The sequence below is a fragment of the Synechococcus sp. W60.1 genome (genome assembly GCF_047461575.1).
Lineage (GTDB): Bacteria > Cyanobacteriota > Cyanobacteriia > Thermostichales > Thermostichaceae > Thermostichus.
In genome coordinates, this window is record NZ_JANSHL010000010.1 from 76,632 (window position 1) to 99,407 (window position 22,776).

A 22,776-nucleotide genomic window follows, 5' to 3' on the forward strand; every position below is an offset into this window, starting at 1 on the left:
CTGATCTCGCAAGGGAAATTCTTCTTGGGTCAGCAAGCTGTTGAGCCAGTTGAGATTAAAACTCCACTCGGGGCTATCGGCTTGGATCCCGGCCAAGGCCAGCTCGGTGAGGCGCTGCACCGACTCTGGCCGATCCAGCCCAAACAGCTCGTATTGAGGCGCAATCTCCTGCCCGCTTGAGTAGTCATAGCCCCCGAACAAAGCTGCTGGGGCGAAAAACTGAGCCGAATTTTGCCGCAGCCGATCCTCCAACCACCAACGGCTGTAGGGCAGGCCATGGCTTTGCAAGGTGTAGAAGGCGTAGCTGCGGCGGCTCGGGTCGGCGGATCCCCCCCAGCGGGCCAACACCGGATAGGTAAGAGGAAACCAGCGATCACTTTGGCCGGGATCGAACGCTGGCGAGCCTCCATAGCCAAACTCAGAAAAGACGGTGTACCGATAGAAGATCAGATCCCGGTGCATCTGCAGCCGTAGCCGCTGCAGTAAGGCATAGCCCCCCGCTCCTAACCCCGCCAAGAAGCCGGCAGTGAGGGCCACCATTGCTACGGGACGAAGGGGAAAGCGGCGGGACGAGGGCGCAGCAGGAGGGGTAGCTGGATTCATAAAACATCAAAGCAGGCGCCCCCACTCTACTCGATACTCGACTGTGTTGGAAGACAGAGGGAATGCCCACAGCCGTTTCCAGCCGGCTTGAGACGCCGGCCCTCTGCGCCACCCAAGGTCATCAGTCTTACCCCTGCCTGAGAGGGATCCCGGCCAGCCATTTCTTGGAAAGGCTCTGCTGTATTGCTTTATCGTTGTTTCAAACAAGATTAAGACACTTTGCCGCCGACTCCTACCCCCACAATAAGAGGGGCGGCTGCGCCGCTCTTCTAAAACCCTTGCCTTTGACCATTCCTGCAGTGCATCCCCCGATTTCTTGGAGGCCTGAGTTGCCAGCACCCTTTCAGGATAGGCTCTCCCTTAGCCGGCGGTTGCCATGGCCTTCAACCCCTTCAAAATCAGGTAGTCCAGAATACTGGTGTTCTCCTCGCCGCGATAATTAAAATTGGAGCGCACCAGCCACAGCCCCTTCTGAGTGCGGCAACAGAGGTTCAGCAGCGTGCGGGCCAAAATCTGTTGACGCGCCTGTAAATCCCGCGCCGCATCGAAAACCTCCCCGTCCCATTCCGGCGTCAGCACACGGCTGTTGTAGAGCACATGCCAGAGGGAGCGGGACCAGCTGGGGTTGGTGATATCAAACCAAAATTGGTAATCCGCCTCCAAACCCCGAGTGATGTAGGCCCCCGGAGTTGCAACTACCAAGTAACGGGAATAGTCGGGCTCGAAGCGGCTGCTGCTGGGGGTCTGTCCCGAGCGGATCATGGCCAAAAAGGCGGGATCCCCTTCGGCGGGGAAGGCCTGGCGAAACCGCCGTGCCGCTTCCATCAACACGCGCAGCAGCTCTTGATCCTGAGGGGAAGCAATCGCCGGGGCTAAGTGATCGGCAAAAAACTGCTGGAAGAAAGCGGCCAATGAAGGGCCGGGATGATAGCCGCGCAGCCAATCGAACAGTTGCTGGTAGCGCTCCAGGTTGGCAAACCCTACTCGCTCTGGCTGCCGTACTGCCGTTCGGGGACGCAGAGAACGCCCCACCGGATCCCAGGTATCTTCGGCCAACAGAGCTGCCCGGATGGGATCCAGCCCCAGCACCCAGCTCAACATCAGCCGCCAAGCCGGCAAAGTGGGAAAAGCACCCCACTCGGGATGGGCCAATTCTGCTGCCGTCAGCACCGCCCGCACCAAGGGATAGCGGATCAACGCCGGGAAGGGGGCAATCGACAAAACCGGCACTTCCGACAACTGCTCCTGCAAGCTCAGGCTCACCCCCACATCCATACGGGGCAGCAAAACAGCAATGCGATGGGCCGGGATCCCGGCCCCCAAAAGCCGGCGAATTTGAGCAACCATCACCTCCACTGCCGCAAACTGGGTCTCTTCCTCCAGCGTTTGCACCAGCGGCAGTCCTCCCCCCTGCGGCTCGGGCAGCGGATGAGAAAACTGGGGATCCAACACCCGCGCAATCTGCACCCCTAAGCGGATCATGCCTGCTGAAGCGCGATGGCTCCCCTCCAGAAACCGAACCTGCGTTTTTGCCATCAAGAAGTCAGCTACTGCCTCTGGGATCCCGGTCAAAGAGACCCCGCCGCCGAGGGTGTAGCTGAAAAATTGGCTTTGCAAATGGGCTTGCCCCTGCCGGTAAAACTCCAGCGCCACCCCGCAACTGTCTTCCGCCTGATCTACGATCAAATGATCCCACTCTTGCCAAAACTCCGCTAGCGGCAGGATGTGTTCGCCAAACAGCCGAATTTGCAGACCAAAATCCAAGGATCCCAACCGAAGCGCTGCCTCCCACAGCCGACCCACACAGCAGCCCATTGCCTGCAAAGCCTCTGCCCGCCGCGGATCTGCCTCCTCGGGCCAAGCCCGGGCCAGCCGGGATCCCACCACCTCTGCCGGCAAACCCGAAGCCCCCGCAATATAAGCAGCACTGCTGATCTGATCCCAGATCTGGAACTCCTTGAGCCCGACGCCGGCAAAGGCTTCCCCATGCCGAGGGCACAAAGCGCAGGCTCGTTCGCAGAGAAATTGAGTGAGATCTTTGGCCAAGGGGATCGGCTCAAACTGAGGAGGCAACTGAGGAAGGCGGGCACACACCTGCGGCCAATGATCGGCCAGAGAGCGCCCAACCCGCTGCAAGAACGTCTCGATCCGCCACGGCCCCACCAAGCCCGAACTGGACTGCTGCAAGCGCCGCAACACCTCATCCGCTTGCCGTTGACTCCGCACCAAAAACAAGACCCGGCCCGGATCGGATCCCGCCTGCAACAAACTTCGATAGTGATCCACACAAGCCTGGGTCAGCCCACTGCCTGCCCAGCCCATCACACTTTTGAAGGGAGATGGCTTCCCCCGCCAATGGCTCTTTTCTTCCGCCTGAGCTGCTCTCGCCATTGCTGGCCTCCCCAACCAACCCATTTTCTCGGCAAAAGTCTGGACAAACGGGCCTTCGCTTCATTATGATCGTTTTCCGTTGCCAACTAAGCCCATCCGCTTTGGCGACCTGGTGCGCTGCTACCCCAGATACTGCCTCTTTGCAGGCAAGTCTGAGCAGCTCTCAACAAAAGCAGTTTGGCGTGCAGCTTTGGGGGTGAACTAAGCAAAAGGCTCAGCGTTGCCGGCGCTGAACTTGGCCTCGGGGGACAGGGATCCCTGATTCTCCCTGCCTCGCTTTTTCGCCTGAGTTGGCAGACTCAGCCTTGTTCTGAGCTTTCTGCTGCCACGCTGTTGCTGTATGTCTATCCATCCGGCTGACTGAGCCATTGGCCTACAGCCCGCTTCGCGAAAGGTCGGCTGATTGTCGGAGTGAGTCGGCTCTGAATTGATGAAAGCGAGTCGTGCAGGCTCGATTGGAGGTTCTTGTGGCACTTGGCATCCTTGGAAGAAAAGTCGGCATGACCCAGATCTTCTCACCAGAGGGGCTGGCCATTCCGGTTACCGTCGTACAGGCGGGGCCTTGCACCGTGACCCAGATCAAAACCCAGGCCACAGACGGCTACAACGCCATTCAGTTGGGCTACTTGCCCACCACTGAAAAGCATCTCACGCGGGCGCAGCGGGGCCACCTCACCAAAGCGGGGGTGACAGAGCTGCTGCGCCACCTGCGGGAGTTCCGGGTTGACCAGCCAGAAGCCTACCAGTTGGGGCAGAAAATTACCGTCGAGATGTTTTCCCCCGGCAAGTTGGTGGATGTGGCAGGTACCTCCATCGGGCGAGGGTTTGCCGGCTATCAAAAGCGCCACCACTTTGGTCGTGGCCCCATGTCCCACGGCTCCAAAAACCACCGCCGACCGGGCTCCATTGGCGCCGGTACAACCCCAGGCCGCGTGTTTCCGGGGATGCGCATGGCGGGGCGGTTGGGAGGTGGCCGAATCACCACCCGCAAATTGCAGTTGGTGCAGGTGGATCCAGAGCGGGATCTGCTGGTGATCAAGGGTTGCGTGCCCGGGGTAGAAGGAGGGCTGCTGGAGATCACCCCTGCCAAGCAGGTGGGCAACAAGCGCTAAGGAGGGATCCCTGGCAAAGGCTGACCCGCATCCGCAAAGACGAGGGAACCATGGCAAGTTGTGTGGTGAAAAATTGGCAAGGGGAAACGGTGGGCAGCGCGGAGCTGAGCCTTAAAGTTGCTCGTCCCGAAACAGCCGCCCACATCCTCTATCTGGCACTGCGCCGGCAGATGACCAATGCTCGTCAGGGCAACGCCCACACCAAGACCCGAGCTGAGGTGCGCGGCGGCGGTCGCAAGCCTTGGAAGCAGAAAGGCACCGGTCGGGCCCGTGCCGGCTCCATCCGCTCCCCACTTTGGCGCAAAGGGGGGGTGATCTTCGGCCCCCGCAAGCGGGAATACAACCTGGCCATGAACCGCAAAGAACGGCAACTGGCCCTGCGCACCGCTCTGCAAAGTCGGGTGGAAGACCTGATCGTGGTGGAGGATTTCCAGGAGCAGCTCAACCCGCCCAAAACCCGTGCTGTGGCCCAGGCTTTGCTGCGCTGGGGGGTGATGGAAGATCAATCGGCTCTGCTCATCGTTGCCGAACGCTCGGAAGTCGTAGAGCGGGCCGTGCGCAACATCGCCCGCGTTAAGCTGATCGGCCTGGATCAGATCAACGTTTTCGATCTGCTCAACGTCGATTGGGTGCTGATCACCGTTTCTGCCCTAGAGCAGCTCAAGGCCCGTTGGGGATCCGACGCTGCGCCGGCAGTTCTGGAGACTCCCTCTGAGGATGCACCTCAGGCCGACATAGCCGAAGATCAGGCCCTGCCCGGAGATGGGCCGGAAGATCAGGCCGTTCCAGAAAGCGAACACGAGGAAGCAGAGCAAACCCCAGCCCAACCTGAGGCCCAGGAAAACCAAGCTGCCCTCCAAGGACGTCCAGCAGATCCGCAGGGGCCAGAAGAGCAAACCGAAGAGCCCCAAGATCCAGCAGAAGAACTGGCTCAAGGAGCAGAGCCGTCAACGGTAGAAGAGGCCGAAGCAGCCCCAGCAGAGGAGGAAAGCGATGACTGAGAGCAAGCGGATCCTGGCCGACGTCCTGTTGCGCCCCGTCATCACCGAAAAGGCAACCGCCTTGATGGAGCAGCGCAAATATGTCTTTGAAGTGCTGCCCACCGCCACCAAGCCGCTCATCCGAGCTGCCGTCGAAGAAATGTTCCGCGTGCGAGTTACTTCCGTCAACACCCTGAAGCTCCCGCGCAAGCAACGGCGGGTGGGCCGCTTTGTGGGCTACCGCACCCGTCCCAAGCGAGCCATCGTGACCTTGGCGGAGGGAGATTCCATCACCCTCTTCCCGGACACCTGAACGCCCCTTTTGAGCTGTTGTTGTCCCGTCCCCCACCCCTACCTGAGCCATGGGCATTCGTACTCTCCGACCCTACACCCCCAGCACCCGTCACATGACGGTCTCTGACTTCGAGGAGCTGTCCCGTGACGAGAACGGCAAGCGGCCCAGACCGGAAAAGTCGCTGCTGCAATTTATTCACCGCAAGAAAGGGCGCAACAACCGTGGCGTCATCACCTGCCGGCACCGCGGTGGTGGCCACAAGCGGCTTTACCGCATCATCGACTTCCGTCGCGACAAGCGGGGGATCCCGGCGACCGTCAAAACTGTGGAGTACGATCCCAACCGTAGCGCCCACATCTGCCTGGTGGAATACGAAGACGGCGAGAAACGCTACATCCTCGCTCCCCGCAACCTACAGGTGGGATCCACCATCATGGCCGGGCCAGAGGCCCCCTTTGAGATCGGCAATGCCATGCCCCTGGAGCGGATCCCCTTGGGAACGGTGGTTCACAACGTGGAGCTGTACCCCGGTCGCGGCGGGCAGATCGTTCGCGCCGCCGGGGCTGGCGCTCAAGTGGTGGCCAGAGAAGGCAAATATGTCTCCCTCAAGCTGCCCTCCGGCGAAGTCCGCATGATCCGCGGCGAGTGCTACGCCACCATCGGCCAACTGGGCAATGTTGACCACAACAACATCAGCCTGGGCAAGGCGGGTCGCAGTCGTTGGTTGGGGCGCCGTCCTAAGGTGCGTGGCTCGGTGATGAACCCTGTGGATCATCCCCATGGCGGCGGGGAAGGGCGAGCCCCCATAGGCCGCAGTACCCCTGTCACCCCTTGGGGCAAGCCCACCCTGGGGTACAAGACCCGCAAACGCAACAAGCCCAGCAACAAATTCATCGTGCGCGGTCGCCGTCGCGGAGGCCGCCGGGACAAGGGCGGAAGGGCTGCTCAGTAGCCGCTGGCCATTCGCTCCCCGAAGCTTTTTCGACAGTGAATTGCTTATCAAACGGTTGAGGTTCTTATGGGACGTTCGCTAAAAAAAGGCCCCTTTGTGGATGCCAAGCTGCTTCTCAAGGTGGAGAAGATGAACGAGCGCAACGAGAAGCACATGATCAAGACCTGGTCGCGGGCCAGCACCATCTTGCCGGTCATGATCGGCCACACCATCGCCGTTCACAACGGCAAGCAACACGTGCCCATCTACATCACCGATCAGATGGTGGGTCACAAGCTGGGGGAATTCGTTCCCACCCGTACCTTCCGCGGTCACGCGGGGAGCGACAAAAAAGCCGCTCGCCGTTGAGAGGAATAACGAACAGGAAAGTATCGAGTAGGCAAGGAGAGGGCCATGGCCGATTCATCCCCTGAGGTTAAAGCGGTAGCCCGCTATATCCGCATGTCCCCCTTTAAAGTGCGGCGGGTGTTGGATCAGATCCGTGGGCGCACCTATGCCGATGCCCTGATTCTTTTGGAGTTCATGCCCTACGCTGCCTGTGAGCCGGTTCGTAAGGTGCTGCGCTCGGCGGTGGCCAACGCAGAGCACAACAACGGCTTGGATCCCCGGGATCTGGTGATCAGCCAGGCCTATGCTGATCAGGGGCCCGTCCTGAAACGGTTTCGCCCCCGCGCCCAAGGGCGGGCCTACCCCATTCGCAAGCGCACCTGTCACATCACCATCGCCGTCCGGCCCATAGAGGAAGCTGAAGCGGCGACGGCTTCTTAACCTCCTGTATTTCTAGCCCTTTACCCTTCAACCGACACCACCATGGGACAGAAGATCCACCCCACCGGTTTCCGCCTCGGCGTGATTAAGGAGCATCGCAGCCGCTGGTTTGCCGATCCAGCCCGCTACCCAGCCTTGTTACAGGAGGACGACCAGATTCGCACCTACCTGACCAAGCAACTGAGCAGTGCTGGTTTGGCCGATATCCAAATCGAGCGCAAAGCGGATCAAATTGACCTGGAGATCCGGGCTGCTCGCCCTGGGGTAGTTGTGGGTCGGGGCGGATCCAGCCTAGAGACTTTGCGCCAAGGTCTACAGAAAGAGCTGTCCGCGCTAGCGGGACAAAGCCCTGGTTCACGAGGTGGTGGCGAGCGAACCATTCGCATCAATGTAGTAGAGGTCACCCGTGCCGATGCCGAGGCGACCTTGTTGGCGGAAAACATTGCCCAACAGTTGGAACGGCGGATTGCCTTTCGCCGCATCGTGCGCCAGGTGATCCAACGGGCCCAGCGGGCAGGTGTACAAGGGATCAAAATCCAAATTGCCGGGCGTCTGAACGGGGCCGAGATTGCCCGCACCGAATGGACGCGGGAGGGGCGGATCCCTTTGCATACTTTGCGGGCCGACATCGACTACGCCGAGCACCTCGCCCACACCACTTTCGGCATCATCGGGGTCAAGGTCTGGGTCTTCAAAGGGGAAGTTCTGCCCGGGCAGGAACGCCACGAACAGAAGTTTCCCCTGCAACAGCCCAAACGTCGGCAGCAGCGGCGGCGGCCCACCTTTGAAGATCGCTCGGCTCAGGAGGCCTGAGGGCCAACACCGGAACGTCCAGGGATCCCTATCGCAGTTGACTTAAGGAACGGCCATGTTAAGCCCCAAACGCACCAAATACCGCAAGCAGCAGCGCGGGCGCATGAAAGGCAAAGCGACCCGTGGCAACCGCATCAACTTTGGGGAATACGGCCTTGTGGCCCTAGCACCCGCCTGGATTACAGCTCGACAGATCGAGGCCAGCCGTCGAGCCATGACCCGCTATGTTCGGCGGGGTGGCCAAATCTGGATCCGCATCTTTCCCGACAAGCCCGTTACTCAGCGAGCTGCTGAAACCCGCATGGGATCCGGCAAAGGCAACCCTGAGTACTGGGTTTGTGTCGTCAAGCCGGGCCGTATCCTCTTCGAAATGGGGGGAGTGGCAGAGCCCATCGCCCGCGAGGCCATGCGCCTTGCCGCCCAGAAGCTGCCCATTAAGGTCAAGTTTGTAACCAAAGCCGACTTTGAAAAGCCAGAGCCCGCCCAGGCAACGGCTTCAGAGGTGGCCACCAGCAGTGTATGAGGAGAGTTCAGCCATGCCCATGCCCAAAATTGCTGATGCCCGTGCTTTATCGGACGAAGAGCTGAGCAACGAAATCTACGCCGTCAAGAAAGAGCTGTTTGAGCTGCGCTTGCAGCAGGCCACGCGGCAGTTGAACCAGCCCCATCTCATCCGGCTGCGCAAACACAAGCTGGCGCAACTACTAACTGTGGAGGGAGAGCGTAAGCGGGGCAAACGCCCAACCAAGGAGGAGTAATGGCTGTTCGGGAGAAGATTGGCATTGTTGTCAGCAACAAGATGCAAAAAACGGTGGTTGTTGCTGTGGAAAATCGAGTTGCTCACCCGAAGTACGGCAAGATCGTCGTCAAGACCAAGAAGTTTAAGGCCCACGACGAGGAAAACCGCTGTCAAGAAGGGGATCTGGTGCGCATCACGGAAACCCGTCCCCTTAGCCGCACCAAGCGTTGGCAAGTTGCCGAAATCCTGAGGGAGGTGAAGAAACTATGATTCAGCAGCAAACTATGCTGACGGTGGCCGACAACACCGGTGCTCGCAAGATGATGTGCATTCGCGTGCTGGGCAGCAGTGGCCGTCGCTACGCCAGCTTGGGCGACGTGATCATCGGCGTCGTCAAAGATGCCTTGCCCAACATGCCCGTCAAAAAATCCGATGTTGTCAAGGCTGTTGTCATCCGCACCGTCGATACGGTACGTCGCCCCGACGGCATGTGCATCCGCTTCGACGACAACGCCGCCGTGATCATCAACAACGACGGCAATCCCCGTGGAACTCGTGTTTTCGGCCCTGTAGCCCGTGAGCTGCGGGAGAAAAACTTCACCAAGATCATCTCCCTGGCCCCGGAGGTACTCTGATGGTTCGCCCCCTCAAACCCAGCCAAATTCGGCGCTTAGTTCGGCGACCGGGCATTCGCAAGCACCGCAACAGCCTGCGCTACAAAATGCGTATCAAGCAAGGGGATACCGTGCAGGTGATCTCCGGCGATGACAAAGGCAAAATCGGCGAGGTGCTGCGCGTTTTTCCCGAACGCAACATGGTTTTGGTGGAAGGGGTTAACATTGTTACCTACCACCGTAAACCCCAGCGAGAAGGGGAAAGTGGCCGAATTGAGACCAAGGAAGCTCCCATTCCCGTCTGCAAAGTGATGGCCTATTCCAAGAAGCAGGAGGTGGCCAGCCGTATCGGCTATCAAATCACCGCCGATGGTCGCAAGGTTCGCGTCCTTAAGAAAACGGGTGAGATTCTCGACTAAGCTTTTGATCCCTTTCCATCATTGGTTTGGCTCTGACCCAGCCCAGAGCCGCAAGGAGAAGCCACCATGCCCCAACGTCTGCAAATCCTCTACAACACCGTCATCGTCCCCAAGCTGCAAAAGGAGTTGGGCTACACCAACATCCATCAGGTGCCCCGCCTGGAGAAGATCGTCATCAACCGCGGCTTGGGGGAAGCTTCCCAAAATGCCAAGGCTCTGGAATCCTCCATTGCCGAGATCAGCGCCATCACCGGTCAGCGTCCGGTGATCACCCGCGCCAAAAAGGCAATTGCCAGCTTCAAGATTCGCAAGGGCATGCCGGTTGGCCTGATGGTAACCCTACGGCGGGAGCGCATGTATGCGTTTTTGGATCGCCTGATCAACATTGCTCTGCCCCGTATCCGTGACTTCCGCGGTGTCAGCCCCAAGGCCTTTGATGGACGAGGCAACTACACCCTCGGCATCCGTGAACAACTGATTTTTCCCGAAATCAACTATGACTCTGTGGATCAGTTGCGAGGTATGGATATCTCCATTGTGACCACTGCTAAAACCGATGAAGAGGGCCGTGCCCTGCTCAAAGCCTTTGGCATGCCCTTTGCCTCTTAGCTTTGCCCACCCTGAGTTTCCTTGATTGATCTTCCGAGGAGCACTGATGGCCCACACCAACGACACGATCGCCGATATGCTCACCCGCATTCGCAATGCCACCATGGCTCGGCACGAGTCGGTGGCAGTTCCGGCCACCCGCATGACCCGCAGCATCGCTCGCGTTCTTCATGAGGAAGGGTTCGTCAGCGAATGGAAGGAGGAGGGAGAAGGGATCCAAGCCCGAGTGGTGTTGCGATTGAAGTACAAGGGCAAAGGCCGCAACTGCAGGCCCATCATCAATGGCTTAAAGCGGGTGAGCCGACCCGGCCTGCGGGTTTACCGCAACCACAAAGAGCTGCCCCGAGTGCTGGGAGGAATTGGGATCGCCATCATCTCCACCTCCAACGGCATCATGACCGACCGGGAGGCTCGTAAGCAGGGCATTGGTGGTGAAGTCCTCTGTCTTGTCTACTAGACCTTAAGTTTTCTCTGGTCAGGAGTTTTTCCCATGTCCCGTATCGGTAGACGCCCCATCGCCCTTCCTGCCAAGGTGGAGATCCAGATCGACGGCCAACACATTGCAGTGAAAGGCCCGAAAGGTCAACTGTCCCGCAGTTTGCCGCCCTTGATCACAGTCCAGCAAAACGCTCAGATGCTCACGGTCAGCCGTCTCAACGATTCTCGTCCTGCCCGCCAACTGCACGGCCTCTGCCGCACCTTGGTCGCCAACATGGTAGACGGAGTGTCCAAGGGATTTGAGCGGCGGCTGGAATTGGTGGGCGTGGGCTACCGGGCTGCCATCCAAGGCAGCAAGTTGGTTTTGAACGTCGGCTACAGTCACCCTGTGGAGATCCCCTTTCCCCCCGGCATCCAAATTGCCGTTGAGGGAAACAACATCATTGTTGTCTCAGGCACAGATAAAGAACTGGTGGGCAATACTGCCGCCCGCATCCGAGCGGTCCGGCCTCCGGAGCCCTACAAGGGGAAAGGGATCCGTTATCTAGGGGAACAAGTTCGCCGCAAGGCGGGTAAATCCGGGAAAGCGAAGAAGTAAATAGCCCATTGCGAAAGCGGGACGGAGTCCTATGAAAACCAGCCGCAAAATCACCACCCAACGTCGTCATCGACGCATTCGCCGCAAGGTCTTTGGCACTGCCGAGCGGCCTCGCCTGGCCGTGTTTCGCTCCCATCGACACATCTACGCCCAGGTGATCGACGATGTAGCCCAGCATACCTTAACCTCCGCCTCTACCTTGGACAGGGAGCTGCGCGAAAAATTCAAAGAAACCGGGACAGCCACTCAAGAAGCGGCTGCCTTGGTGGGCCGCTCAGTTGCTGAACGAGCCTTACAGATGGGCATTTCCCGCGTGGTTTTCGATCGGGGGGGCAAGCTCTATCACGGGCGCGTTCAGGCTTTGGCAGAAGCTGCCCGAGAAGCAGGATTACAGTTCTAGCTACTGAGGACATAGCACATGGCTGAGCAGAGGGAACGTCGCAGAAGCAAAAAAAACCGCGAAGAGCAACCCACGGAGTGGCAAGAGCGGGTCATCCAGATTCGCCGCGTCACCAAGGTGGTCAAGGGCGGCAAGAAGTTGAGCTTCCGCGCTGTGGTGGTGGTCGGCAACGAGCGGGGCCAAGTCGGGGTTGGCGTGGGCAAAGCCAACGATGTGATCGGAGCAGTGCGCAAGGGAGTTGTGGACGGTAAAAAACACCTGATTGAGGTGCCCCTCACCAAAGGTTTGTCCGTACCCCATCCCATGCAGGGGGCAGGCGGCGGTGCCACTGTCTTGGTCATGCCAGCAGCTCCCGGCACAGGCGTCATCGCAGGGGGGGCAGTCCGCACCGTTCTGGAGCTGGCGGGTGTACGCAACAGCTTGGCCAAGCAACTGGGATCCAGCAACCCCCTTAACAATGCCCGTGCTACCATCGATGCGCTGCGGCGGATGCGTACCTTTAAGCAGGTGGCCCAAGACCGAGACATCGATGTGCGCCGCCTATTGGGCAAGTGATGGACAGGTGATATTGAGCAAGTGAGCTAGAGGTAGACATGCGACTGAAAGACATTCGGCCTCAAGCAGGTTCGACGGGGCGGCGGCGGCGCCTAGGTCGTGGCGTCTCTGCTGGACAGGGAGCCTCCTGTGGCAAGGGGATGCGGGGGCAAAAGGCCCGCAAGGGGGGCAGTACACGACCCGGCTTTGAAGGGGGGCAAACTCCCCTCTACCGGCGTTTGCCCAAGCTTAAGCATTTCCCTCGCTACAGGCGGCGTCTGGAATACACCCTGGTTAACCTGCGCGCCTTGGCGGATCTGCCTGCCGGCAGCGAGGTCAGCCTGGAAAGCCTGATGGAACGAGGGATCGTCACCACCAACGATGGCCCGCTGAAGATCTTGGGAGATGGGGAAGTCAGCGTGCCCCTGACGATCAGGGCGGCGGCCATTACTGCTTCAGCCAAAGTCAAGGTCGAGGCAGCCGGAGGTCGGGTGGAGATTTTGGGATCCTAAACCCCTTCTTCCCGTTGCTCTGGCCGGCTTCTGCCGGGTGGCGCTGAGTTGCACTTTTTTGATTTTGCTTTGATTTTGCCGACTGCTCCACCAGCAGCGTAGAGTGGTAGATAGCTAACCTTGCCCTTTGCTCCCGCGAGATTCTCTTCCCTATGGTTGACACACGAGGTTCCGCCCCCTCTGCCCAAGAGACCTTTATGCAGATGGCTATGGCCTCTGGCCTGCGCAGCCGTCTGTTTCTCACCTTGGGCTTGCTGCTGTTGGTCAGACTGGGCATTTACATCCCCATTCCCAGTATCGATCGGGCCCGCTTTGCTGCCGAAGCTGCCAACAGCCCTGTGTTTGGCTTGCTGGATGTCTTCTCCGGCGGGGGGATTTCTGCTTTGGGAATTTTCGCCCTTGGGATCCTGCCCTTCATCAATGCCTCAATTATCATGCAGTTGCTGGTCTCGGCCATTCCAGCCTTGGAGAACCTGCAGAAAAACGAGGGAGAACAGGGGCGGCGGCAGATTTCTCAGTACACCCGCTATGTCACCTTGGTTTGGGCCATCATCCAGGGCATTGGCATTTCCTTTTGGGTGCGGGAGTTTGCCAGTACCACCAATGAGTTGGCCTTCATGGCCTCCACCACCCTGGCTCTGGCGGCGGGATCCCTGTTTGTGATGTGGCTGGGAGAGATGATCACGGAGAAAGGGGTGGGAAGTGGCCCTTCGCTCTTGATCTTCGTCAACATTGTTGCCACTCTGCCCCGTGCCCTCGGACAGACTATTAGCCTGGCCCGTGCCGATAGCAGCACCATCGGTGGCATCTTGCTGTTGCTGGCAATCTTTTTGGTCACCATTGTCGGCATTGTCTTTGTCCAAGAAGGCAGCCGCAAGATCCCTATCGTCTACGCCAAGCGCCAGGTGGGCAACAAGCTGTTCCGCGAGCAGAAAAGCTATCTGCCTCTGAGGCTAAACCAAGGGGGGGTGATGCCGATCATCTTTGCCTACTCGGTGATGTCCCTGCCTCTGGCCCTGGCCCAGTACACCCAAAACCTGACTTTGGTGCAAGTGGCCAACTTCCTATCCCCCACCTCCTGGTTCTACATTCCTTTTTATTTCGTGCTGATCCTCTTCTTCAGCTACTTCTACGCCTCTTTGCTCATCAACCCGGTGGATCTGGCTCAAAACTTGAAGAAGATGGGGGCCAGCATTCCAGGGGTACGCCCGGGCAAGGCCACTGCCGAGTATGTCGAAGGGATCCTCAACCGGCTGACGCTGCTGGGGGCTTTGTTCCTGTGCGCGGTGGCCATCATCCCGACGACGGTGGAACGGGCAACCGGCATCACCACTTTCCAAGGTTTGGGGGCGACCTCGCTGCTGATTTTGGTGGGGGTGGCGATCGAGACCTCCAAGCAGATCCAGACTTATGTCATCTCACAACGCTACGAAGGGATGGTCAAACAGTAGTGCCGAGGTTGATCTTTCTGGGGCCGCCGGGGGCGGGCAAAGGTACACAGGCGGAGCGGCTGGCGGCCATTTACCACACGCCCAAAATTTCCACAGGCGATCTGTTGCGGGCCGAGGTGAAAGCCCAAACGCCCCTGGGGTGCCAGGCCAAGGTTTACATGGATGCGGGAGAGCTGGTGCCCGACGAGGTGCTGATCGGAATGGTGAAGGGGCAGTTGCAGCAATCTCCAGAGCAGGGCTGGATCCTAGATGGATTTCCTCGCACCTTAGCCCAGGCAGAGGCCTTGGAAGAGCTGCTGCAAGAGCTGGGCCAAGATTATGACTACGTCCTCAACTTGGAGGTGCCGGATGAGGTGGTGGTGGCCCGGCTGCTGGCCCGGGGCAAGGAACAGGGGCGCAGCGATGATGCGGATCGGTCGGTGATTCTCAAGCGTCTGGGGGTCTATCGGCAGCAGACGGCTCCCCTAATTGATTTTTATGAGGCCAAGGGGCGCTTGCAGCGGGTCAACGGCAACCAGCCGATGGAATCCGTACAGGAACATCTGCAGGCTCTTTTGGAAGGCTTCAGGAGGACGACGTGATCAGAGCAGGAGCTGGAAATCCCTCCCAGCGGCGGGGCATGCAGCTTATTGAGATCAAATCTCGCCGCGAAGTGGAGAAAATGCGGCGGGCCGGTCGGGTGGTGGCCCAAGTATTGCAGGAGATCGCGGAGCGCCTAGAGCCGGGCTGGACTACGGCAGATATCGATACCTATGCTGAGAGACGGGTGGCCCAACTCAATGCTTTGCCCAGTTTCAAGGGCTACTACGGCTTTCCCGCCTGCGTTTGTGTCAGTGTCAACCATGAGGTGGTGCACGGGATCCCCAGTCCCCGTAAAGTGGTGCAGCCGGGAGATGTGGTCAAAGTGGATTTTGGTGCCATCGTCGAGGGCTGGCATGCGGATTCCTGTATCACCATCGGCCTGGAACCCCTGAGCGACGCAGCTCGGGATCTGATCGATACTGCGGCCAAAGCCCTGCAGACGGGCATCGACTGTGTGTGCCACGGCGTTTGGCTTCAGGATGTCTCGGGTGCCATTGAAGATTACATCGAGGGGCGGGGCTATTCTGTGGTGAAGCAGTATGTTGGTCACGGGGTGGGGCGCAACCTGCACGAGGAGCCGCAGTTTCCCAACTATCGCACCCGCGATCTGCCCAATCCCAAGCTGCGCTCCGGCATGACAGTGGCCATTGAGCCGATGGTGAATGCGGGGGGAGAGGCAACCCGAGTGTTGCCAGACCAATGGACGGTGGTCACAGTAGATGGCTCTTGGTCAGCTCAGTTTGAGCACACGGTCTTGGTCACCGAGTCTGGAGCAGAAATTTTGACCGATCGCACGCCTTTTCAGTCCTAAGGGATCCCCTGATGAAGGACTGCAACAGTTAGGATAGAAGAGGTGGAGCATATTTTCATTTCTTAACAGCGCGTGTCGTCGCGGCTGTGGAGTGTCGTCCTATTTGTCGTGTCGTTTTTGGGAGGGTTCATTGTCTAAGGAAGATGCCATTGAAATGGAGGGGGTCGTTACGGAATCCCTGCCCAACGCCATGTTCCGAGTGGATCTGGACAACGGCTTCAACGTGCTCGCTCATATCTCCGGCAAAATTCGCCGCAACTACATCAAGATCTTGCCCGGCGACCGGGTTAAGGTGGAGCTGAGCCCCTATGACCTCAACAAAGGGCGCATCACCTACCGCCTTAAGAAAAAGTAGGTTCCCTAGCTGGGCTGCTGAGGATGAAAGAGCTGAGCCAAGTTCTCAAGATCGGGCTCTGGACTACTGTCGGCGGGTTGGGTGCTCTAGCCGTTTTCAACGCTTGGATCTCTTCCCAAACTCAGCCTCTGCAGAGCCTGCTGCCGGGAGAGGAAAGGCATCACTTCTGGCGCGGCCATCGCCTGTTTTACAAGGTCATGGGATCCGGCCAGCCGTTGTTGCTGGTGCACGGCATTGGGGCAGGCTCCTCCAGCTATGAGTTTCGTGCCATTATGGCGGAGCTGGGGCAGCACTATCAAGTCTATGCTCTGGATTTGTTGGGGTGGGGCAACTCAGAACGTCCAGATTTGGAGTACACCGGCAGTCTCTACGCCGAGATGATCGGGGATTTTGTCCAGGAGGTGATCGGGCGACCCTGTCACGTCATTGCAAACTCTCTCTCGGCAGGGTTTGCGCTGCGCTCGGCCCGTCTACAACCCCACCATTGGCAGAAGCTGTTGCTCATCGCCCCTCTGGGAGACAACAGCCTCATCCCCGATGCCCTCGGGATCCCTTTGGCCCAGATTGCCTATGGATTCCTCAGCCTGCCCGTTCTGGGGTTGGCCTTCTACAACGGCATCACCGCCCCCTGGAGTGTACGCTTGTTTACAGAGCAGAGCTTGTTCTCCCCCAGCTACGCCCTGGATGAGGCGGTGGTGGACTACTATTACCAGGCAGCTCACCAAGCGGGGGCTCAATTTGCCCCCCGTTCTTTTCTCACCGGCAAGCTCAACTTGCCCATCGAAGACGACTTTCGCGTGGTGACCAAGCCCATGGTTCTGGTCTGGGGAGAACAGAACCGCCTCACCGGCCCAGAACAGGCAGAGCGATATCGCACCTTGCGCCCGGAGGTGCCGATTTACCGATTGCCGGGGGCTGCTTTTCCGCACATTGAAGCGCCGCAGACCTTTTTGTCGGTGGCTTTGCGCTTCTTGGCCGAAGCCGATCCTGCCCTGCCGGGATAGACAGATGGGGGATCCCTTCACCCCTTGGAAGAAAACAGCTGGGGATTGACGCAAGAAGCAGCCCTGACATCAGGGGGAACGACCGTACTCTCGGCTGACGCGACCACCCCCAGCCACTTCCCTGAGGGGAAAGGGGAGTTGATACAAGCCCGGCAACTCAAGTGGGCTCCCCGGCCTTATCTTCCCAGGGATCACCATCCACAGGAGTGGAGCTGGAAGGAGGAGGGGCAGGCTCAGAAGGAGGGGCCTCTTCTTTGGCATACTCCTGTTCCCAAGCCGGTTGTTCGGGGGCGGGTGCGGGCTCAGGCGGGCGTGGACGCACAGGCTGCGGCTCAGGTTCAGGCTCTTCTTCTGCGTAAACGTCTTCTTCTTCGGCTTCGTATTCCTCGTCGTATTCTTCTTCGTAATCTTCCTCGACGGCGGAACTCTCGACAGCACTGGGCAGGGCAGGAGCAGGGCTAACTCCGGCTTCCCAAGGGGGCTTGCCGATTCCCAGGGTTTCCAAAATCCCCTTGGCCAGTTGGGTTAGGCGGGTCTCGGCGCCATCGGCAACAATAAGGCGATCCCCGCCCACAGAGACAATCTCATCGGTGGAGAGCAGATAGGTGCTGAGGATGAAGCCGGGTAAAAAGGTGAGGCCAAGGTTGGAGAGCACCAAGCCCGTGATGATGCCGGAGACGGAGTTGAACTCAAAATCCTTAACTTTGCCGAGGCGGATCCCTTCTTCGGTTACCACCTCGCTGCCAACCACGCGACTCAGGCCCTCCAAATCCAAGTTATCGAAAACTTCTTCGCTGGGGACAAGAACTGCATCCTGACCCAACGCTGTTACTTGCCGCAGCTCCATCAAACGGGGGGATCCGGCAAGGGCTTTTTCCAGCACCCCCAGCACCAGAACCTGCTTGGCTTCCAGATCCGCCCAAACTTCGCTGACTACCCCAAGCCGGGCTGCGTTGCCCTGGCTGATCACCTGCGTTCCCAGAACCTGTGACCGCCGACGAACCTCTGATCGCACCAGCGCAACAGATCCTTTCCCAGTCGTCATGATGGTTTCCCCGTCGTAAGTCAAAACGTTCCCGTTGTTGGGCTGCGTGTCTGACACAGTTCGCCAGAATTAAGTAAGTTAATAGTACCACTGCCTGTCTCCTCCCTCGCGGGCTGCCCAGGTGGGATCCCGGCCAATCTGCCTGCTCCAGGCCAGAAACTGCTCTGCCATCGCGCCCAGGGAATAGTGCTCTTCTGCCCGTTGCCGACAGCGGCTCCTGTCGATGTGATCTAGGCGCTCTACAGCCTCTGCCAAAGCTGCCACGTTGTCCGGCTCGACGATCCAGCCGGTTTCTCCATCGCTGACAATTTCCGCGGGCCCACCCCGGCGGTAGGTAATCACCGGCACGCCACAGGCCAAAGCTTCCACCGCCACCAAGCCAAAGGCCTCCACCCACTTGGGGGTCATGATCAAGGCTGAGCATTGCCCCAAGATCCGCTGCATTTGCGGGGTGGGCAAAAACCCTCGGTAATCCAATTGGGCATGCGGGTACTGCTCTTGGATCTGCTGCCAGTAGCCTGGCTCTTGCAGGTGGCCTAGGATCACCACCGGCCTTCCCGTCTTCTCGGCTAGGGCAGCACAGTCTTCCAGGCCCTTTTCGGAGGCAATGCGCCCAATCCAACACAGGGATCCATTCCCCTGGGGCACAAAGTCGTAGAGGCGCAGATCCACCCCGCAGGGCAGATAGACAAAGGGATCCCGACCTGCCGCCATCTCGGCTCGGGCAAAGGCAAAGGTCTGGGCTTGCGCCCGCGAATGCACCGCCAGCCGACCAGGGTAGCGATGGGCAATGTGCTCTAGAGCCTGATCGACGGCATCGCTGAGGGATCCCATGCTAACAATGTGGGCCACCGGGGTGCGGAAAAAATCCGTCAAATAAAACGAGAGCCAATCGTAGCTCCAGTTCACGATTAGATCGAACTGATCTTGCAGGTGGGCAGCCCGCTGCCACAGGTTGGCCAGCAGAGAGGGGGTGTGGATCAGAACCGGCTGATCGCGGCGCTGGGTTTGCGCATAGGCCGGGGGAAGGCCCGCCACCGGCTCGATCACCTCCTCCGGCAACTCCGCCATTCGGGATCCCACAGGGGCCAACACCCGCACTTGGGATCCCATCTGGAGTAAGACACGCGTCAGGTTGGCAAGATTGAGCTCCACACCACCACCGGCCCCGGATCCCAGAGGTCCAACAGGGGTGGAGAGGAACAGATAGCGGTAGGGACGAGCCATAGGGAGAGCCTCGGTAGCTCAGCCCATTGTCTTCTCAATCCGGATACCCGACTCCTTTTGCCTGGCCTCAAAGCCCACAGCCTGCCCAGAACTTTATGAGGCTTTGGCTACAAAAATTTCTCCCTTCTCCACCTTGACCTTGTAGATGGCCAGGTCTGCCTTGGCCGGGCCACGGGTACGGCTGCCATCGGCAGCAAAAGCCGAGCCATGACAGGGGCAGACAAAGTTCTCCCCCCGCCAGTTCACATCACACCCCGCATGGGGACAGGCGGCATCCAAAGCCAGCAGAGAATCTTCTTTTTGCGGATCCCCGACCAGCCAGAGGGTGGCGGTGTTTTTCCCAAAGGCGTTTTCCACCTTGAAGGGGCCATCTTTGAGATCGGCCAGGGTGGCAACTTTCACAAACTCCGGCTCAGAAGCCTTAGAGCCAGAAGCAGTTCCCTGGGCCAGGGCAAAACGGCGCCGGGTAAACCCAGGTAACCAACCCACCAACGAGCCAAAACCGAGAGCCAGCCAGCGAAGAAAACCACGACGATTGTTGTACATGGCCATGTGTCCTTGGAGGTGTGCGAAATGTAGGTCATGAGCCAGCAAAAGACCGGCCCCTTCAGAAGGGATCCCCGTACAAATGCTGCCCTTAACATTTTGTTACACCGGAACAGTTTCGGCCAGGGCCAAGCCGCACTTTTTCCGGCTAGAGTACGCAGCAGCAGGCATCTTGGTTGCTTCATTGATTTGGCCGATGGGATGGGATCCCTTCCGGCTGTTGTACGCCTGGAGCCTAGGGTCGGGAGGTAAACAGCTCAGCAACCGTGCAGACAAAGCCGGGCAACAGGGGAGAAGACAACGCATCCTGAGCCAACAGCGTTTCTACCAAGACCAACTGGGCCTGTTGTCTGCGATACACCTCTACTCTCTGAGCCAACCGATCGACGATCCAGTACTCTTGCACCCCATGCACAGAGTAGAGTTTCCGTTTTGCCAAGCGGTCTCGATCCTCATGAACTTTTCCAGGTGATAGGACTTCAACCACCAGCTCAGGGGCACCCCGAAAATGTCCTGCTTCATCTTGAATCTGGGACAGCCGCTCATAACTAACCCAAACAACATCGGGAGATACATTATCAAATTCGGAAAAGAGGATCCCTGGCATGATTGAGGGTTCTCCCAATCCTGTTTCTAGCGACCACCGATGCAGTGCGGAGAACAAACACCCGATAATGTGCTGATGTTTGTGATGAGGAGAGCGAGTCACCAGCAGTTCTCCGTCGATGATCTCGTAGCGGATCCATTCATTCTCTGGCAGAGCCTCGATGTCTCGAGTAGTCCAGCGTACCTCTGTGGCAGTCATTAGCTGTCCCTGTAGCGATGGATGATGCTATGCCTAGGGCACCCTGCTGCTATACCTACGGCACTGCGCCGACAACTGCAACGCTGTCGCAACGGCGGAAACCACACTTGGCGTAGCCAAATCTTAACCCAGGATCCCGTTCACAGAAGCGGGACGGAGTCCTCCCTCTCTGGCCACGACGGCTCAATGGATAGAGGTTCTCTAGAGCTGGACTATTGGCTGCGCTATCGTGTGGGGCTAGTTGGGATAGATGCGCAAGCGGCGGTTGGGCTCTTCGCCAAAGCTTTGGGCCCGCAGGTGGTAATGTTCCACCAACTGGTGTTGGAGCTTGCGGATCAGAGGCGAACGGGGCAAAAGTTCCACCGGCTGAGACTTGGGAATGACAATTTGCTCCACCGCCAGGCGGGCTTCTTCCAGAGCTTCGGTTTCATCGCCTGAGCTGGCGCGAATGAACAGCTCCAGGTCGGAATCGGATCCCTCTTCGCTTTCAATGTTGAGAATATGGCGCAGGGCGCGAGCCAGGGCAATCAGAGTATTGGCCTTGACGGTGTGAATCGGGATCTGGCGGGAGTGGGCCATCTGCTGGATCTTGGAACGGCTACGCACTTGGGATCGCAAGGCCAAGACAATGTCTGCCTCGTCTAGATCTTTGGTGACATCCGCCGACAGTTTCAGGGTTTGGATCACCTGCTCCAGGTAGAAGCGGCTCACTCCGTAGGGGTAGATCATCAGCGGCCCATCCGGATTCTGCTGCCGTCCTGTCGGGGCTAGGGCGGATCCCTCCCAGTCCAAATCTTCTTCTTCGTCAGAGCCGGATTCTACTCTGGATTCGGCCACCACCTGAGCGGCAGGACGGGATCCCGCTGGCGTTAGCGGGACGGAGTCCTCTCGCCTCTCCAGGAGCAAACCCGATTCTCCTTGCTGCTGCGAGCGACTTTCAAGCGGCTCTGAAGGCAGAGCTTCCATCCGTCCAGAGCGTTGCCATCCTCCCCGCTCCCGTGCTGCGGAGATTGTGCTGCCGGCAGGGGGCCATTGGGGGCCAGATAGAGCCGGGCGCCCGTTTGCGCCAGCGGTGCTCCGCACTATCACCACCTGGCCGTGTTCGTCTAAACTGCGGGTTTGGGTCAGCGGCTCGCGGTTGCGCAAGAGGCGATCCACAGTGGCGGCCACATCTTCGTGGATGACCCAGCGGGATCGCTCCAGCATCTCTATGGCAATCTCAAACGTGGGGGGGGCTTTGCGCTCCAACACACTCTTCTGAGAGCCCCGTCGCCGCGCCTCTTCATCTCCCAGGGTGACCGATTGGATCCCGCCCACCAAGTCGGAGAGGGTGGGATTTTTGATCAGGTTGTCGATGCGGTTGCCATGGGCGGTGGCCACCAGTTGTACCCCCCGCTCGGCAATGGTACGAGAGGCCAAAGCTTCCAGTTCAGTGCCGATCTCGTCGATAACTACCACTTCGGGCATGTGGTTTTCCACTGCCTCGATCATCACCTTGTGCTGCAGCTCTGGGCTGGCCACCTGCATCCGTCTGGCCCGACCAATACCCGGATGGGGCACATCGCCATCGCCGGCAATCTCGTTGGAAGTGTCGATAATAACCACTCGTTTGCCCAGCTCATCGGCCAGCACACGGGCAATTTCCCGCAGGGCCGTGGTTTTGCCCACCCCTGGTCGGCCTAGCAACAGCATGGAGCGCCCCTGTTCCACCAAGTCGCGGATCATGCTGATCACGCCGATAACGCAGCGACCCACCCGGCAGGTGAGGCCAATGATCGTGCCTTGGCGGTTGCGAATGGCACTGATCCGGTGCAGGGTAGAGGCAATGCCTGCGCGGTTGTCACTGCTGAACTCTCCAACCCGGCTGATCACCTGATCCAAGTCGGCCCGGGTGATCACGTCTTCTGAAAGGTAATCGGCAAAGCCGGGGAAGCGGGCTTCGGGACGGCGGCCCAAATCCAGCACCACCTCCACCAATCGATCCAGGTGAGGATGCTGTTCTAGGCGCTCGCGAATTGGAGCAGGCAGGATATCCAAAAGCTTGCTCAGGTCGTCGCTGTATTGAACCTGGCCGGGAAAGCCGGTACGTTCACGTAAGCGGTGCGGAGCACTTTCCGGATCCATCGACGGACTTGGGGTTGAGGGCTGTACGGGGAAACTCATGGCTGAGCAA

General features: G+C 59.0%; 29 protein-coding genes and 1 pseudogene. 23 read left to right on the top strand and 7 right to left on the bottom strand.

Features of this window, described 5'->3' with window-relative positions:
* Nucleotides 1-603 (bottom strand): hypothetical protein (locus NW805_RS09925; RefSeq protein ID WP_414422390.1); only part of this gene is annotated, 603 nt, incomplete at its 3' end.
* A 360-nt stretch (nt 604-963) separates the two neighbouring features.
* The gene (locus NW805_RS09930) at nt 964-2,994 is read right to left on the bottom strand and encodes a hypothetical protein (protein ID WP_414422391.1); all 2,031 of its coding nucleotides are present in this window, start codon (nt 2,992-2,994) and stop codon (nt 964-966) included.
* A gap of 467 nt (nt 2,995-3,461) precedes the next feature.
* Here NW805_RS09930 and rplC point away from each other — a divergent pair, with 467 nt between their 5' ends.
* The 23 genes and pseudogenes from rplC to NW805_RS10045 all read left to right on the top strand — a co-directional run bounded on the left by rplC (nt 3,462) and on the right by NW805_RS10045 (nt 16,980).
* Nucleotides 3,462-4,106, top strand: coding sequence for a 50S ribosomal protein L3 (gene rplC, locus NW805_RS09935; RefSeq protein ID WP_414422392.1), 645 nt, complete (start codon nt 3,462-3,464; stop codon nt 4,104-4,106).
* 50 nt (nt 4,107-4,156) lie between these two features.
* Nucleotides 4,157-4,783 (top strand): annotated as a pseudogene (gene rplD, locus NW805_RS09940) (50S ribosomal protein L4); the annotation flags it as partial.
* Between the two features lie 316 nt (nt 4,784-5,099).
* On the top strand, nt 5,100-5,399 hold the full coding sequence (locus NW805_RS09945; protein WP_414330452.1) for a 50S ribosomal protein L23: 300 nt from the start codon (nt 5,100-5,102) through the stop codon (nt 5,397-5,399).
* 49 nt (nt 5,400-5,448) lie between these two features.
* Nucleotides 5,449-6,333 (top strand): 50S ribosomal protein L2, encoded by an 885-nt coding sequence (rplB, locus tag NW805_RS09950; RefSeq protein ID WP_414344282.1) that lies wholly within the window; start codon nt 5,449-5,451, stop codon nt 6,331-6,333.
* A 66-nt stretch (nt 6,334-6,399) separates the two neighbouring features.
* Nucleotides 6,400-6,681: a 30S ribosomal protein S19 gene (rpsS, locus tag NW805_RS09955; protein WP_414331934.1), complete on the top strand. Its 282-nt coding sequence runs from the start codon at nt 6,400-6,402 to the stop codon at nt 6,679-6,681.
* A gap of 45 nt (nt 6,682-6,726) precedes the next feature.
* Nucleotides 6,727-7,101 carry a 50S ribosomal protein L22 gene (rplV, locus tag NW805_RS09960; protein ID WP_011434157.1) on the top strand — a complete coding sequence of 125 codons (375 nt, stop codon included), beginning with the start codon at nt 6,727-6,729 and terminating at the stop codon, nt 7,099-7,101.
* A 42-nt stretch (nt 7,102-7,143) separates the two neighbouring features.
* A complete protein-coding gene (gene rpsC, locus NW805_RS09965; protein ID WP_011434158.1) occupies nt 7,144-7,914 on the top strand; it encodes a 30S ribosomal protein S3 in 771 nt (256 codons plus the stop codon).
* Between the two features lie 55 nt (nt 7,915-7,969).
* Nucleotides 7,970-8,437, top strand: coding sequence for a 50S ribosomal protein L16 (rplP, locus tag NW805_RS09970; protein WP_414422393.1), 468 nt, complete (start codon nt 7,970-7,972; stop codon nt 8,435-8,437).
* A gap of 13 nt (nt 8,438-8,450) precedes the next feature.
* Nucleotides 8,451-8,672 (top strand): 50S ribosomal protein L29, encoded by a 222-nt coding sequence (rpmC, locus tag NW805_RS09975; RefSeq protein WP_011434160.1) that lies wholly within the window; start codon nt 8,451-8,453, stop codon nt 8,670-8,672.
* On the top strand, nt 8,672-8,923 hold the full coding sequence (gene rpsQ, locus NW805_RS09980; protein WP_011434161.1) for a 30S ribosomal protein S17: 252 nt from the start codon (nt 8,672-8,674) through the stop codon (nt 8,921-8,923). The genes rpmC and rpsQ overlap by 1 nt, the downstream gene beginning before the upstream one ends.
* Complete coding sequence (gene rplN, locus NW805_RS09985) at nt 8,920-9,288, top strand: 50S ribosomal protein L14 (protein WP_011434162.1); 369 nt, start codon at nt 8,920-8,922, stop codon at nt 9,286-9,288. Before rpsQ ends, rplN begins: the two co-directional genes overlap by 4 nt.
* Nucleotides 9,288-9,686 (top strand): 50S ribosomal protein L24, encoded by a 399-nt coding sequence (gene rplX / locus NW805_RS09990; protein WP_011434163.1) that lies wholly within the window; start codon nt 9,288-9,290, stop codon nt 9,684-9,686. The genes rplN and rplX overlap by 1 nt, the downstream gene beginning before the upstream one ends.
* A 66-nt stretch (nt 9,687-9,752) precedes the next feature.
* Nucleotides 9,753-10,295, top strand: a complete 543-nt coding sequence (gene rplE, locus NW805_RS09995; RefSeq protein WP_414355946.1) for a 50S ribosomal protein L5 — start codon at nt 9,753-9,755, stop codon at nt 10,293-10,295.
* 46 nt (nt 10,296-10,341) lie between these two features.
* A complete protein-coding gene (gene rpsH / locus NW805_RS10000; RefSeq protein ID WP_011434165.1) occupies nt 10,342-10,752 on the top strand; it encodes a 30S ribosomal protein S8 in 411 nt (136 codons plus the stop codon).
* Nucleotides 10,753-10,785: 33 nt separating this feature from the next.
* Nucleotides 10,786-11,331 carry a 50S ribosomal protein L6 gene (rplF, locus tag NW805_RS10005; RefSeq protein WP_011434166.1) on the top strand — a complete coding sequence of 182 codons (546 nt, stop codon included), beginning with the start codon at nt 10,786-10,788 and terminating at the stop codon, nt 11,329-11,331.
* Between the two features lie 31 nt (nt 11,332-11,362).
* A complete protein-coding gene (gene rplR / locus NW805_RS10010; protein ID WP_414380878.1) occupies nt 11,363-11,731 on the top strand; it encodes a 50S ribosomal protein L18 in 369 nt (122 codons plus the stop codon).
* Between the two features lie 18 nt (nt 11,732-11,749).
* Nucleotides 11,750-12,286 carry a 30S ribosomal protein S5 gene (gene rpsE, locus NW805_RS10015; protein ID WP_011434168.1) on the top strand — a complete coding sequence of 179 codons (537 nt, stop codon included), beginning with the start codon at nt 11,750-11,752 and terminating at the stop codon, nt 12,284-12,286.
* A gap of 38 nt (nt 12,287-12,324) precedes the next feature.
* Entirely contained in the window at nt 12,325-12,777 is a 453-nt protein-coding gene (rplO, locus tag NW805_RS10020; protein WP_414422394.1) for a 50S ribosomal protein L15, read from the top strand.
* A 152-nt stretch (nt 12,778-12,929) separates the two neighbouring features.
* Nucleotides 12,930-14,228, top strand: a complete 1,299-nt coding sequence (gene secY, locus NW805_RS10025; RefSeq protein ID WP_011434170.1) for a preprotein translocase subunit SecY — start codon at nt 12,930-12,932, stop codon at nt 14,226-14,228.
* Complete coding sequence (locus NW805_RS10030) at nt 14,228-14,809, top strand: adenylate kinase (protein WP_414422395.1); 582 nt, start codon at nt 14,228-14,230, stop codon at nt 14,807-14,809. Before secY ends, NW805_RS10030 begins: the two co-directional genes overlap by 1 nt.
* 38 nt (nt 14,810-14,847) lie before the next feature.
* Nucleotides 14,848-15,621 carry a type I methionyl aminopeptidase gene (gene map / locus NW805_RS10035; protein WP_414422407.1) on the top strand — a complete coding sequence of 258 codons (774 nt, stop codon included), beginning with the start codon at nt 14,848-14,850 and terminating at the stop codon, nt 15,619-15,621.
* A 130-nt stretch (nt 15,622-15,751) separates the two neighbouring features.
* A complete protein-coding gene (gene infA, locus NW805_RS10040; RefSeq protein ID WP_011434173.1) occupies nt 15,752-15,976 on the top strand; it encodes a translation initiation factor IF-1 in 225 nt (74 codons plus the stop codon).
* 23 nt (nt 15,977-15,999) lie between these two features.
* Nucleotides 16,000-16,980 (top strand): alpha/beta fold hydrolase, encoded by a 981-nt coding sequence (locus NW805_RS10045; protein WP_414422396.1) that lies wholly within the window; start codon nt 16,000-16,002, stop codon nt 16,978-16,980.
* Nucleotides 16,981-17,137: 157 nt separating this feature from the next.
* Here NW805_RS10045 and NW805_RS10050 read toward each other — a convergent pair whose 3' ends face one another.
* From NW805_RS10050 to NW805_RS10070, 5 genes are all read right to left on the bottom strand, one after another.
* Nucleotides 17,138-17,995, bottom strand: a complete 858-nt coding sequence (locus tag NW805_RS10050) for a PRC-barrel domain-containing protein (protein WP_238376801.1) — start codon at nt 17,993-17,995, stop codon at nt 17,138-17,140.
* Nucleotides 17,996-18,103: 108 nt separating this feature from the next.
* Nucleotides 18,104-19,252, bottom strand: a complete 1,149-nt coding sequence (locus tag NW805_RS10055; protein ID WP_414384084.1) for a glycosyltransferase — start codon at nt 19,250-19,252, stop codon at nt 18,104-18,106.
* A gap of 93 nt (nt 19,253-19,345) precedes the next feature.
* Nucleotides 19,346-19,804, bottom strand: a complete 459-nt coding sequence (locus NW805_RS10060; RefSeq protein WP_414422397.1) for a ubiquinol-cytochrome c reductase iron-sulfur subunit — start codon at nt 19,802-19,804, stop codon at nt 19,346-19,348.
* Nucleotides 19,805-20,033: 229 nt separating this feature from the next.
* Nucleotides 20,034-20,603: a Uma2 family endonuclease gene (locus NW805_RS10065; protein ID WP_414422398.1), complete on the bottom strand. Its 570-nt coding sequence runs from the start codon at nt 20,601-20,603 to the stop codon at nt 20,034-20,036.
* A 237-nt stretch (nt 20,604-20,840) separates the two neighbouring features.
* Complete coding sequence (locus NW805_RS10070) at nt 20,841-22,766, bottom strand: R3H domain-containing nucleic acid-binding protein (RefSeq protein ID WP_414422399.1); 1,926 nt, start codon at nt 22,764-22,766, stop codon at nt 20,841-20,843.
* Nucleotides 22,767-22,776 lie beyond the last annotated feature (10 nt).

What these genes read in the sequence shown, in the direction of transcription:
- NW805_RS09930 (WP_414422391.1), bottom strand. Translation starts at nt 2,994, where the DNA reads ATGGCGAGAGCAGCTCAGGCGGAAGAAAAGAGCCATTGGCGGGGGAAG.
- NW805_RS09945 (WP_414330452.1), top strand. Translation starts at nt 5,100, where the DNA reads ATGACTGAGAGCAAGCGGATCCTGGCCGACGTCCTGTTGCGCCCCGTC.
- rplB (WP_414344282.1), top strand. Translation starts at nt 5,449, where the DNA reads ATGGGCATTCGTACTCTCCGACCCTACACCCCCAGCACCCGTCACATG.
- rpsS (WP_414331934.1), top strand. Translation starts at nt 6,400, where the DNA reads ATGGGACGTTCGCTAAAAAAAGGCCCCTTTGTGGATGCCAAGCTGCTT.
- rplV (WP_011434157.1), top strand. Translation starts at nt 6,727, where the DNA reads ATGGCCGATTCATCCCCTGAGGTTAAAGCGGTAGCCCGCTATATCCGC.
- rpsC (WP_011434158.1), top strand. Translation starts at nt 7,144, where the DNA reads ATGGGACAGAAGATCCACCCCACCGGTTTCCGCCTCGGCGTGATTAAG.
- rplP (WP_414422393.1), top strand. Translation starts at nt 7,970, where the DNA reads ATGTTAAGCCCCAAACGCACCAAATACCGCAAGCAGCAGCGCGGGCGC.
- rpmC (WP_011434160.1), top strand. Translation starts at nt 8,451, where the DNA reads ATGCCCATGCCCAAAATTGCTGATGCCCGTGCTTTATCGGACGAAGAG.
- rpsQ (WP_011434161.1), top strand. Translation starts at nt 8,672, where the DNA reads ATGGCTGTTCGGGAGAAGATTGGCATTGTTGTCAGCAACAAGATGCAA.
- rplN (WP_011434162.1), top strand. Translation starts at nt 8,920, where the DNA reads ATGATTCAGCAGCAAACTATGCTGACGGTGGCCGACAACACCGGTGCT.
- rplX (WP_011434163.1), top strand. Translation starts at nt 9,288, where the DNA reads ATGGTTCGCCCCCTCAAACCCAGCCAAATTCGGCGCTTAGTTCGGCGA.
- rplE (WP_414355946.1), top strand. Translation starts at nt 9,753, where the DNA reads ATGCCCCAACGTCTGCAAATCCTCTACAACACCGTCATCGTCCCCAAG.
- rpsH (WP_011434165.1), top strand. Translation starts at nt 10,342, where the DNA reads ATGGCCCACACCAACGACACGATCGCCGATATGCTCACCCGCATTCGC.
- rplF (WP_011434166.1), top strand. Translation starts at nt 10,786, where the DNA reads ATGTCCCGTATCGGTAGACGCCCCATCGCCCTTCCTGCCAAGGTGGAG.
- rplR (WP_414380878.1), top strand. Translation starts at nt 11,363, where the DNA reads ATGAAAACCAGCCGCAAAATCACCACCCAACGTCGTCATCGACGCATT.
- rpsE (WP_011434168.1), top strand. Translation starts at nt 11,750, where the DNA reads ATGGCTGAGCAGAGGGAACGTCGCAGAAGCAAAAAAAACCGCGAAGAG.
- rplO (WP_414422394.1), top strand. Translation starts at nt 12,325, where the DNA reads ATGCGACTGAAAGACATTCGGCCTCAAGCAGGTTCGACGGGGCGGCGG.
- secY (WP_011434170.1), top strand. Translation starts at nt 12,930, where the DNA reads ATGGTTGACACACGAGGTTCCGCCCCCTCTGCCCAAGAGACCTTTATG.
- map (WP_414422407.1), top strand. Translation starts at nt 14,848, where the DNA reads ATGCAGCTTATTGAGATCAAATCTCGCCGCGAAGTGGAGAAAATGCGG.
- NW805_RS10045 (WP_414422396.1), top strand. Translation starts at nt 16,000, where the DNA reads ATGAAAGAGCTGAGCCAAGTTCTCAAGATCGGGCTCTGGACTACTGTC.
- NW805_RS10055 (WP_414384084.1), bottom strand. Translation starts at nt 19,252, where the DNA reads ATGGCTCGTCCCTACCGCTATCTGTTCCTCTCCACCCCTGTTGGACCT.
- NW805_RS10060 (WP_414422397.1), bottom strand. Translation starts at nt 19,804, where the DNA reads ATGGCCATGTACAACAATCGTCGTGGTTTTCTTCGCTGGCTGGCTCTC.
- NW805_RS10065 (WP_414422398.1), bottom strand. Translation starts at nt 20,603, where the DNA reads ATGACTGCCACAGAGGTACGCTGGACTACTCGAGACATCGAGGCTCTG.
- NW805_RS10070 (WP_414422399.1), bottom strand. Translation starts at nt 22,766, where the DNA reads ATGAGTTTCCCCGTACAGCCCTCAACCCCAAGTCCGTCGATGGATCCG.